General features: G+C 48.7%; 10 protein-coding genes. 9 read left to right on the top strand and 1 reads right to left on the bottom strand.

The window, feature by feature from the left end:
- Positions 1–90 precede the first annotated feature (90 nt).
- The 9 genes from SPI9445_RS0111445 to SPI9445_RS0111400 all read left to right on the top strand — a co-directional run bounded on the left by SPI9445_RS0111445 (position 91) and on the right by SPI9445_RS0111400 (position 10,041).
- Positions 91–678 (top strand): DUF3727 domain-containing protein, encoded by a 588-nt coding sequence (locus SPI9445_RS0111445; RefSeq protein ID WP_017304885.1) that lies wholly within the window; start codon positions 91–93, stop codon positions 676–678.
- 40 nt (positions 679–718) lie between these two features.
- Positions 719–1,822, top strand: a complete 1,104-nt coding sequence (gene mltG, locus SPI9445_RS0111440) for an endolytic transglycosylase MltG (protein ID WP_026079717.1) — start codon at positions 719–721, stop codon at positions 1,820–1,822.
- A complete protein-coding gene (locus tag SPI9445_RS0111435; RefSeq protein ID WP_017304883.1) occupies positions 1,819–2,334 on the top strand; it encodes a YqeG family HAD IIIA-type phosphatase in 516 nt (171 codons plus the stop codon). Before mltG ends, SPI9445_RS0111435 begins: the two co-directional genes overlap by 4 nt.
- Before the next feature lie 428 nt (positions 2,335–2,762).
- Positions 2,763–3,971 carry an RNA-guided endonuclease InsQ/TnpB family protein gene (locus SPI9445_RS0111425; protein ID WP_026079716.1) on the top strand — a complete coding sequence of 403 codons (1,209 nt, stop codon included), beginning with the start codon at positions 2,763–2,765 and terminating at the stop codon, positions 3,969–3,971.
- Positions 3,972–4,531: 560 nt separating this feature from the next.
- Positions 4,532–4,726: a hypothetical protein gene (locus SPI9445_RS0111420; RefSeq protein WP_017304881.1), complete on the top strand. Its 195-nt coding sequence runs from the start codon at positions 4,532–4,534 to the stop codon at positions 4,724–4,726.
- 135 nt (positions 4,727–4,861) lie between these two features.
- A complete protein-coding gene (gene hetZ, locus SPI9445_RS0111415) occupies positions 4,862–5,980 on the top strand; it encodes a heterocyst differentiation protein HetZ (protein WP_026079715.1) in 1,119 nt (372 codons plus the stop codon).
- 28 nt (positions 5,981–6,008) lie between these two features.
- The gene (locus tag SPI9445_RS0111410; protein ID WP_164674510.1) at positions 6,009–7,115 is read left to right on the top strand and encodes a hypothetical protein; all 1,107 of its coding nucleotides are present in this window, start codon (positions 6,009–6,011) and stop codon (positions 7,113–7,115) included.
- A gap of 148 nt (positions 7,116–7,263) precedes the next feature.
- On the top strand, positions 7,264–7,623 hold the full coding sequence (locus tag SPI9445_RS0111405) for a hypothetical protein (protein ID WP_164674509.1): 360 nt from the start codon (positions 7,264–7,266) through the stop codon (positions 7,621–7,623).
- A 120-nt stretch (positions 7,624–7,743) separates the two neighbouring features.
- Positions 7,744–10,041: a transglutaminase TgpA family protein gene (locus SPI9445_RS0111400; protein WP_017304877.1), complete on the top strand. Its 2,298-nt coding sequence runs from the start codon at positions 7,744–7,746 to the stop codon at positions 10,039–10,041.
- Positions 10,042–10,191: 150 nt separating this feature from the next.
- On the opposite strand, the gene SPI9445_RS0111395 is transcribed toward SPI9445_RS0111400, so the two are convergent.
- On the bottom strand, positions 10,192–11,700 hold the full coding sequence (locus SPI9445_RS0111395; protein ID WP_017304876.1) for a site-2 protease family protein: 1,509 nt from the start codon (positions 11,698–11,700) through the stop codon (positions 10,192–10,194).
- Between the last annotated feature and the right edge of the window lie 32 nt (positions 11,701–11,732).

Genomic DNA, 11,732 nt, shown 5'->3' with positions numbered 1-11,732 from the left:
CCCTCTCTCCCACTCCCAAGGATCCGTGATTACTGACTCCTGTCCCGTGCTATTCTGAAACCTACTCTTTGTTTTGGTGGCGTTTGATTTATGTCCTCTTCCCAATTTTTTCCAGAACCGGAGCAATCGAACCGCGAAGTAGTTCATCTTTATGATGAGGAAGGGCGATCGCTACCCTGTTTTGTCGAACAAGCTTTCTTTCATAAGGATGACCAGTATTTACTCCTACTCCCCGTAGACTCTCCCATTACGATCATTGCTTGGGATAGTGATGAAGACGATTCCGAGGCCACTTGGGTGGAAGATTCCGAAGAACTCCAGACAGTCTTTCCCGATGCCAAAGCAGTCTTAGCCGAACAGAATCTAGTCTTGAACTACGCCGGATATACCCTCACGGTGGCGGGAGAATTACCCGAAACCGAAGAAGATAGCATCTTAACCCTAGAAATTGAAACCGAAACGGGTCAAGTTGAGTCAGAAGAGTTTCAATTCCTGACCCACTTCTACCATGAAGACCAAGAATATGAAATTTACACCCCACTTAATCCCCTCCTGTTATTTGGCAAACGCCGCCACAACGAAAAAGTCGAATTGCTGACGGCCGAAGAATTAGAAGAGATTCAACCCTATCTCGAAGAATTCCTAGTCCAAACCCTTGAACAAGAGGACATGAATTAAAGCAACCCCCCTCTGATTTCATCCTTTGCCAACCCTGCTTATGACCCTCTTGAGAAGACTTTCCCAATGGACTTATCCCCTTCTCCTCTTGCCTTTAATGATTGGAGTGGCGGGATTACATGGTGCGACTTGGTGGTACTGGGCGATTTCCCCTGTGGTAGACGGAGAGGATATCTCCCCCGAAGAAACCCAGATTCAACTGGAAATTACCACCGGAACATCCACCCGGCAAATTGGCCAAGATTTAGAAGCCACCGGGATGATTCATTCGGCTTGGGCTTGGAATATTTGGGCATTTTGGCTCGCTTGGCAAAATCGAGAGGGGGGTTTCCAAGCGGGGGTTTATACCATGACTCCTACCCAGTCCATGCCAGAAATTGCCCGCCGTATTTGGGAGGGGGTAGTGGAGGATTCCCGTGTCACCCTGCCGGAAGGTTGGTCATTAGAGCAAATGGGGGCGGAGTTTGAGCGGCGGCAATACTTCACTCAGGCGGAGTTTATGGCCGCAACGCAGGAAATGCCCTCCCCCGAGGAGTTTCCTTGGCTACCGCCGGATTTACCCCATTTAGAGGGGTTTTTATACCCCGATACCTACCAGTTTCCCCAAGGTGCTACACCCCAACAGGTGATCCGAATCCTGTTAGCCCGTTTTCAGGAGGTGGCATTACCGTTATATGAAGCGGCACAGGAGAATCAAGATTTAACCTTGCAAGAATGGGTGACGTTGGCGAGTATGGTAGAAAAGGAAGCCGCCGTTGCCCAAGAACGCCCCCGTATTGCGGGAGTCTTTCTCAATCGTCTCTCTCAGGGGATGCGTTTAGAGTCCGATCCAACCGTTGAATACGGCACAGGGATTCGTCAAACCCCCGATCAACCTTTGACCTTAGACCAGGTGCGCCAACCCTCCCCCTATAATACCTATCTGAATGAGGGTTTGCCCCCTACTCCCATTAGTAGCCCCGGAGTGGATAGTTTAAGAGCAGTTCTCAATCCCGAAAGGACGGAATATCTGTTTTTTGTGGCTAATTATGACGGGACTCACGTTTTTAGCCGCACCCTAGAAGAACATGAAGCGGCTACACAACGCATCCGTCAAGAACGAGAACGCCAACGCCAACTAGAAACAGATACAGAATCGTTATGACTTTTACTCGCTTTCTCAAACCCGATTTAATGTTACAGGGGTCTGTGGTGGATATTACCCCAGAGTTATTGAAACAGCATCAACTTAAGGGTTTAGTTTTAGATGTGGATGAAACCCTTGTTCCCTTAAGAGAACGCACGGTTTCCCCAGAAGTAGCTGACTGGTTGGAAGAAGTGCGCCCCTTGGTTGATATTTGGTTAGTGAGTAATAATCTCAGCGAGTCTCGTATTGGCGGGATTGCTGAGTCGCTGAGGGTGCCCTATTTATTGGGGGCGAGAAAACCCTCTCGGAAAAAATTGCGCCAAGCCCTCGAAGCGATGGGGCATCCAGTGGAACAGGTGGCAATGGTAGGCGATCGCCTCCTGACTGATGCCTTGGCCGGAAATCGTCTGGGAATGTTTACCATTTTAGTAGAACCCATGATCGACCCTGCTATTAGTCAAGGCTACCCTATCCGCAATTTTGAAGTCTGGCTGACTAAAATTCTGGGCTTCTCCCTCCATGACTCCTGATGTCGTTACGGAACTTCATGATTATTCATGTATGTTTGCAAAACAAAATATAAAGAAAATATTAGGAAACAAAACTTTACGTCGTGTCTATGTGAGAATGAAAACCAACTTAATAAAGACAATTAACTTAATAAAAATGGGGTCAGCCAATATAAAGACCCTAAACATAAAAGACCTCCAGCATTAACCCCTAAATTACCGGGGGTTAATGCTCCTTCCAGTTGTCGGGTTCCAAGTTTTATCGAGAATGTCGGGGTGAAGACCCTCGGGGACAGCTGCGCAACGTTTCACGAACACCGACGGGATGAAACCCCGACCAGTATAGAAACAGCACTTCGACAGGCTCAGTGACACGAGGCACGACTCAAACTTTGACAATTTGTGCTATATAGCATAGCATACAAATAGTTGTTTGGGGTCGAGAAACAATGATTGTCTTAGAGATGAAAGCTGTGCTTAAGCCTGATCAGTCATTGGCTATAGACGAAGCTATTCGTACAGTACAATTCATTAGAAACAAAGCGTTAAAGCTTTGGATGGATGCCAAGAGAGAAGACAAAGTAGACAAATATTCTCTCAACAAATACTGTGCAGTTCTCGCCAAACAGTTCAAGTTTGTTGATACTCTAAATTCTACGGCCAGACAAGCATCTGCTGAACGAGCATGGTCTGCTATTGCTCGTTTCTATGACAATTGTAAGAAAAAGGTTAAAGGGAAAAAAGGTTATCCTAAATTCCAAAAGAATAACCGTTCTGTAGAATATAAACACTCTGGTTGGAAACTATCGGAGGACCGAAAAAAGATAACTTTCACAGACAAGAAAAACATCGGGACGGTTAAACTGAAAGGAACTAGAGACCTGAACTTTTATCCTTTAGACCAAATTAAACGAGTTAGGATTATTAAACGAGCGGATGGTTACTATGTCCAATTCTGTCTTAACGTTGATATTCGGGAATACGCTAAACCGCTAGAACCGACTAAAAGATGTGTAGGATTGGATGTAGGCTTAAAAGTGTTCTATGGGAACAGTGATGGTGAAACAGTAGAGATACCACAATACTATCGCCAGGCCGAAAAAAGATTAAACCGTCTGAATCGGCAGAAATCTAAAAAGTTTAAGAAAGGTCAACCCCAATCAAACAACTATCAAAAGGCTAGAAAGAGATATGCTAGAAAACATTTAAGAATAAGTAGGCAACGTAGAGGCTTTGCCGAAAAAGAGGCATTGCGCGTCATTAAATCTAACGATTTCATCGCCTACGAAAACTTAAATGTCAAAGGCATGGTAAAAAACTCTAGACTAGCTAAATCTATTAATGATGCGGCTTGGTCAACTTTTCGTCAATGGCTAGAGTATTTTGGCTTTAAATATGGTAAGGCTACGGTAGCAGTGCCGCCCCATAACACGAGTCAAAACTGTTCTAACTGTGGTCAAAAAGTGTCTAAATCCCTATCTACAAGAACCCATGTTTGTCCCCATTGTGGTTATACGGAAGATAGAGATGTTAATGCTGCTATCAACATTTTGAAAAGAGGACTAAGTACGGTGGGACACACCGAAACTTATACGCTTGGGGAGAGATTCCCTCTGGCTTGGTTGGATACGTCCTGTCAAGTTAAGGAAACTCGGTGAACCAAGAATCCCTCGCTTTTAGCGACGGGAGTGTCAACAGTCCACTCAATACCCGTATGTGTGCTAGACATCTTTTAACAAAAATGTTGCGGAATTCCCCTTCCTCGCTTGCAGGGAGGGGATGGACTTGACCACTAACTCCTAAAGCGAAAACCAAGCTAAAAAGGGCTGTGTTGCAAGAGAAAATTTGGGTCTTAGGAACTAGGACTTCTGCCTGGGTCGGGAAGATAAGACTCGCTATATTTCGGTATAGAAAGCACTTCCCATTGAATCAGGAAGCTCCATCCTCGCGCCTAGGCAGGGTGGGGTAGTTCACCTCCGCAAGCTACATCTATAGTAGATACTACCTACCTCTTTGTGGGATTTTATGTACTATAGTTTTTTTGTACATATACCCGCCATTCTACTTGATCTTGTACATTACGGGACAGCAGATGAGTTAGGTTTTTACAAAATATTACGATTGTTAACAAATTTAGAGTGTCGCTGTTGTAGGAGAACATTTACGATGTGTTGATACTCTAGCGCTGCCCACTGAACAATTGATCTGATCCTAAAAAATGTCCCGTCCTACAGAACGAATCATTAGCTACCTGTTTTTTATCTCCTTGGGGGCAACCGTTGGATTGTACCTCTTGCGGGGGTTTGCCCTGCCCCCCTTCACTTCGCTACCGGGGGGCATTTTGTGGATTTTGCTTCTCCTCAGCTTAGGGAGTGGTATCTTATATGGGATTGAGAAAACCCGGCGCTTTTAATAATTTTCACCTAAGAGAAACCCGCAAATTCGCTTATTCTGGTCAAAAAGAGAACTTCCCCCTAGTGCCGAACGTCTAGGTTTGTGCTAGGTTCAATAGTAAATCTCGGTCTGGTAAGGGACGATCTACCCGAACGTGGAGACAATATTTCAATTCCTATTTACCCAACTGCGACAGCAAACCCGTGCCTCTGAACGGGTCTGCCACAGTGTCGCATCACGACTAGCGACGGAAGTCAACCGTATTTGTACGGAAAGCAGTCGGATTCAGGCATCAGGGGAGGTGGAAAATTGGGCTAAAACCCTCGCGAACCATCGCCTAAAACAGTGTCTACGGTATTACAAATTAGGGTCTAAACGGGGTAGAGTCGAGTTACAGAGTCTACTGAGTGCCATTGTGTATCGGTATATTTCCCCAGCCCAAGGGGCGAATAGTTATCAAGCGCGAGTGACGCTGATTGAGGATTTTTTACAGGGATTTTACGCCGAAGCCTTGCACAATTTCCGGCGGGAGAATCAACTCCCGTTAACCTATTCTCCTCGGACGTTGTTAGAGTTGGCGGAATATATGGCGTTTTGTGAACGCTACGCCAAACGGCGGATTCCGTTACCCGGTCGGCGATCGCAACAGTTAATTATTCTGCGATCGCAAACCTTCTCCCAAAAACAACCCCCCGAGGCCACCATTGACATGGACAGCGCCGCAGAAGGAGGAGTCAGCGAAGCCGATGGAGAACGGAGTGATCCCCTCGTGCAGCAACTACGCTCCCTATTAGTCGATGCCAGCAGTAGCGCACCGGATCCCACCCTGCGGGACACCATCATTGAAGAATTAGTGCAATACCTCCAAGACCGGGAACAACCCGACTGTATTGATTACTTTGTCCTGCGTCTTAAAGACCTCAACGCCAGTGAAATTGAAGAAATCCTAGGCATCAACCCCCGTCAACGGGACTACCTACAACAGCGCTTTAAATACCACCTAATTCGCTTTGCCCTATACCATCGTTGGGAACTGGTACACCAGTGGCTAGAAGCAGACCTCGAAAAAAACTTAGGATTAACCCCCCAAGAATGGCAACAACTGCAAACCCAACTCACCCCGCAACAAACCCAACTCTTACAATATAAACAACAGGGACTTCCCACCTCAGAAATTGCTCAAGCCCTTGCCCTCACCGTCAGTCAAACGGAAAAACAATGGTTTAAGCTGCTTGAAATGGCTTGGGAGATTCGGAATCGTTCAGTATCCTGATCAGGGGCATCGGTCGATGAATAGTGAGATGAATCAAAACTTAGACTTTTTGTATCGCCAATTACTAAATTGGCTACAAGAACCGTCTGACAGTCCACCACCCTCCCCCGAAGTTTCTGGGGAGTCTGAATTGAACCCGATTGAGGAAGCAATGACGACAGATTGGGATACCGTACAACTAGACCCCCTAGATTGGGAGGCAGAAAACTTGAACTGGGCATCTTCCGAACTTAATGAAGTCACACAAACCCTAGAAGGTTTTGACATGGGAGAAGTACCAATAGTGGAAAGACGTTTTAATGCCCTCCTGAAGCGTAAATTTTATGCAGAAATCGAACGCAAACCCCCGCTATTCCCTTGGGAAACTGAATTAGTCGATTATGCGGTGGAATACTCCGACGAGGAACCCGTGGTTGCGGCCACAGACAGCCCTCAAGAGTCCTTAACGCGCCAGATTTGGCTGCCTCAAATTGCCCAACTCTTTCCAGTGTCCATTCCCGAGGACGTACTGGCTCTGTTACTAGACGGTTGTAGTGAGGCCATGAGTTCCCTACGGCCATCTAGTGCGCAGATGATTAACGCCGTGAAAAGCCTGTTCCCCGACTACAACCGGGTGTTAAACGAAATGGTAGACCGCATTCGTCTATCCCCCAGTTTTGCCCCCAGTCGTTTATCCAAACAGGAACAACAGAAACAACGGCAACAGTTAGCCACCCTGTTGCCCCCGGACTATGCCCAAGCCACCCCAGAACAACAGATGGCCTTATCCTTGCTCGTGGCCAAGGAAATCCTCGACACCCTGACCTTAAGCCTCTCGCCCCGTCAACGGACTGTAGAACGGCTTTGGGATACTCAAGTGGGGGTAGTGCGTTTACGGGTCGATTATGACCCAGAAACAGCAGAGAATGAGGATGGATTAAGCCGCCCCCCTATTCGTGCCAGAGTGCAATTACCCAAAGGGGGAAGTTTAACCCTACAAGCCCATCAGGAATCCATTACTGCCCAACGAACCTATGGGGGATCTCTGACCGTAGAATTATCCGACTGGCAACTAGGACAGCCCTATTTCCTAGAAATTCAACTCGCCGAGTTCCGGCAAATTCCCTTGCAGTTCAAAATTATTTGTACGGCGTGACTTCCTCCCGACGCTCCCCTAATGCCTATCGGCAGTCTGCACCAACGCGAGAGCGCGGGGTTTCTCGGCAGATTAGCTAAAATAAGGGTGGCAGATTGAGGAAAAATTCCCCATCATGGATTCATGAATGATTAGGAGACTTACACTGTTGAACAAGAAAACTGGGCGTATTGGTTTGTTTCTGTTGAGTTTAACCCTGGGCTTGAGTGGAGGTGGATTCTTGCCCATCATGGCCCAATCCCCTCCCCTGCCCGACGAAGGAACAACAGCTAGTGCGCAGTACTTAGCGGGATGTCTCGATGGGATTGTTCCCGAAGGGATGACTCCCCAAGACTTGCCCCCGGACTACTTAGCGGCCGCTCAAAAGTTTTGTATTTGTACCTTGGAGGGCTTTGTTGAACTGTACCCAGATCCCGAGGATTTTGTTACTACAGTAGCCCGGATTCAAGAAACGGGACAAGCCCCGCCAGAGTTTGTGAGTGTGATTCAGCGTTGCCTCCCGGAATAACTCAGAGCGGGTTGGGTTGATCAAAAGGGGAGAATTAAGCATAAATAGAGTAGACCCTGCTCTTTTTGGGGCGATACCGACCGCAGGATTTCCTCGGTCAGGTTAAGCCCAGACTTAATTATGAATAACCCACCCTTCCTGAAAATCCCCCTTCTCGCCTCCCTTTGGGAACGATTAGAGAATTTACCTCGCCCCAAGACGGAGGAATCCATTTCTCTGCGCATCACGGTGCAACTCTTGGTTTTTTTAGGCATTATCGCCACAGATTTGGCCGCCGGAACCACCATGAGTTTCTGGGCTATTCCCCTTAGTGCCATTGGGGGGTTTGTCGCTTGGCAACGGCGCAAAAAACGCAATATTGCCCTAAAATTTGTCATCGCGTTGGGGATGCTCTTGACGTTGGTCTTGTTTTTTGGCAATCTTTTTGCGAATTTGAACGATACCCGGCTGGTATTGGCGGAATTATTAATTCAATTGCAAGTCCTACATAGCTTTGATTTGCCCCGTCGTCAAGATTTGGGCTACTCCATGGTCATTGGGCTAATTTTATTGGGGGTAGCGGCCACGTTAAGCGAAACCTTGGCCTTTGCCCCCATGATTTTGATTTTCCTCGCCTTGGCCTTGCCTCTTTTGGTCTTGGATTATCGCTCCCGCTTGGGGTTTGACCAAACTCCTCCGAGGCGTAAGGGTCAGCCTAAGCCCTCATCTCGTCGTTCTTCTTACTCTCCCCTGTCCTTTAAACAACTGGGGGTGTTTTTTCTGGTTATTTTGGGTCTAGGATTGGGGATTTTTGCCTTATTCCCCCGTTTTCCGGGCTATCAGTTGCAAACTCTGCCTGTTACCCAGTCCGTGGATTTGGAGAATCAACGGTTTACGAACCGCAACCGAGGGATTTTTACGCCGGGGGTACGCTTTGGGGAAGATGATTTAGGGGGATCAGAGGGAACCGGGGGCAATGGGGAGCTAACCGGGGATGGGAGTGGTCAATACTATGGGTTTAATAGTGTGATGGATCAAAGCCCCCTAGATGGAGAAGGCGCGCCTTTTACGCCTCGGGTGGTGTTGCGGGTGCGTTCCCAAGCGCCGGGCTTTTGGCGGGTGTTAGGGTTTGATCGGTACACGGGCAAGGGTTGGGAAATCTCTAGGGATGAACAGTTATTGCGGGTGGAACGTCCCCCTTGGACGTATCGCTTTTTCCTCTCGGCTTCTGGGACTCAAGGGGAAACGAAACCTGTGATTCAAACCTATACGGTGGTGTCGCCGTTGCCGAATTTAATTCCGGCGTTGACTTATCCTCGGGAGATTTATTTTCCGACTCCGGAGGTGGGATTAGATCCAGAGGGGGCGATTCGAGCGCCGACCTATTTGGGGGAAAATTTGACCTATACGGTGATTTCTGATGTTCCGGTGCGCAATCGGACGGCGTTACGGATGGCGAGTACGGATTATCCGGAGTCGATTCGGCGGTTTTATTTGGAGGTGCCGTCGGGGATTCGGGAACGCCTACATCAAGAAGCCCAACAGCTTTTAGCGACTTCTCCCCAACCCATCACCGATGCTTACGAAAAAGCCCTCTACCTCGCCCAAGCCCTGAAACAACGTTATACCATCCAAGAAGATTTTACCCTGGGGGAAAATCAGGATCTGGTGGAAACCTTCCTTGATGCTGGGGGGGGGTATCCAGATCACTTTGCCACGGTGTTGGCGATGTTATTACGGTCTATTGATATTCCCGCCCGGGTATCGGCGGGCTTTTCCCCCGGACAATTTAACCCCTTCACGGGTTTTTATATTGTCCGCAGTACGGACGCTCACACCATGACGGAGGTCTATTTCGGTAATTTTGGCTGGTTTAATTTTGATCCTATGCCCGGTCATCCTCTGATTCCGCCTTCGGTGGAGGAGGTGGAAACCTTTGGGGTGTTACAACAGATTTGGCAGTGGGTGGCGGGCTGGTTGCCTTCTGGGGTGCTAAATTTCCTCAGTATTGTCTGGGTGACAGTGATTATCGGTTTAGCGCGCTTCTTGGGGGGTCTATGGTTGTGGGTGTCTGGAAGTGTGATTGGTCTGTTGACGGGGTTGATTAGTGCGATCGCCTTAGTCTTCATCGGTTGGTTAGGCTGGAACGGCCTCCAAGGGTGGGGGCAACAATGGCGTTTAACAAAACTCCCCCCTGTGGAACGAACTTATCAGCAAATGCTCTTATTCCTGCGGGGGAAAGGCTACCCCAAACACCCCGCCCAAACCCCCCTAGAATACGCGCAATCGGCCCTACAAGAGTATCCCCCGGCTGTGGCGGAACACATCGAAAACATCACCCAGGCCTATATCCAATGGCGTTATGGCGGGGAGTCTCCGGATGTGGGTCAACTACAAAAACAATTGCAGCGTTTAAAACGTTGGCGCAGAACTCTCTAGGGTTGGCTGAATAACTCTGCTCTGGGTGGAACAGGGGGAGTCGGAAAAAGGCAAGCCTTTTTGATTCTTTATCACTAAAACCTTGCACTTTCTCGCTCCCAATCGAAAGCCCTATTAAAATTGCTTAGAGGGATATTCAGCAGACTCTCTCTAAGCCCCAATACCGAGGCGAATCGCTAAACTGGGACTCAGAGGAACGAGGGTGGCCAACATTAAAAATAAGGCCAATAATCCCAAAGCCGCCCGGGTGTCATCGGGTTCCGTTAACTCGTTGAGGGTGGGACGTTCTAAGTCTCGTTGCAGGAAGAGAATCAAAATCCCCCAGTAGAGTGGGATGGGATTACCGGGGCTGAAAATGGCCACTAAGCCTAAAATGATCAGGGTGGCGATGGTGGTACGACGGGCAGTTTTGCGGCCATAGATGGCTTGAATCACGCGCCCCCCGTCCAGTTGTCCGGCAGGCATGAGGTTGAGGGCGGTAATCACTAAGCCTAACCAGCCAATCATGGTTAAGGGGTGAACGTCAATGATCGAGGCTTCTAAAGCAGACCCTAACACAACTTTAGCTAGGGTTCCCACGAGGACAGAACCTTGGAAAAATTCGGTGGGGATTTTGAATAAACTGCCGGGGTGGGAGAGGAGGAGTCCGGTGATCAGCATGAGGAAGGAGATGATACCCCCCAAGGCGGGGCCGGCTATAGCCACATCAAACAGGGCGCTACGATGGGGAATCAAGGATTCAAAGCGGGTGATGCTGCCAAAACAGCCGATTTGCCAACTGGGGAGGAGATAGGGGACACTCAGACGCAGGTTATGGCGACGGGCGAAGAGCCAATGACCCCCCTCGTGAGCCGCTAAAATGAACCACAATCCGGCACTAATGGGCAGGGCTTCGTTATAGCGTCCTAGGTCGCTGAACCAATCAAACCCTAACAACAGGGCGGCTGCTTCTAAACTGGTGGCAAGGGTGGCGATGAGTAGGACGAGGGCGAGGTTTTTCTGGGCGAGGGTGGCCGGGCGAGGATCATTCGTACTGGGTAGGACAATCACGACGGGTTTTCCTTCGGGACTATCGACCAAAAAGAGGCGGTATTTCTCGCCGAGGGCTTGGGTTAAATGGTTGGAGAGTTTTTCATAGACTTTTTCCGGTTCTCCCCGTAGATTCCCTTTAAAGATGGCTCCTTCTTGGTAGGAAATGGTTTCCGTGGCAAAGAAGCTATCGATGCCGAAAATGCCTTTGATTTTTTGCAGGTCTTCGTCGGGGATGGGGATGAGGTCGGGAGTACGGGGAGATCCGGTTTCGACTCGGGAGGGAGGAGAGGGTTCGCGATTTTCCTCCACTTCTTGTTGGGCGAGACGTTGGGCGGCGCGTTCTCGTAAGATGGCTTCTTGACCTTCGGAGCGTAGACGGTTCCCGAGATAAATATAAATGCCCGAGGAGATGACTAATAGAAAGATAACACCAATCAGGTTGATATAAATTCCAAGGGCGACTAAACCGAAGAAGAGTAACCAGGGGGTGATGAGGACGACGGATTGTAACCAGGCGAGAATCCCTAGTTTTCCGTAAGGTTTAGAGCGATTGTAGCCCCAGATGAGGAAACCGAGGGCGACAAGAATGATGGCAAGGGTGGCGACGGTTTCGGATTGATTAAACATGAGGCTTAGGGTGCAACAATAGGGTTGAGGTT

It is taken from the genome of Spirulina subsalsa PCC 9445 (assembly GCF_000314005.1).
In the GTDB taxonomy this organism is placed as follows: domain Bacteria; phylum Cyanobacteriota; class Cyanobacteriia; order Cyanobacteriales; family Spirulinaceae; genus Spirulina_A; species Spirulina_A subsalsa.
The sequence above is the reverse complement of the archived record's forward strand: the minus strand, read 5'-3'. Positions and strand labels throughout refer to the sequence as shown.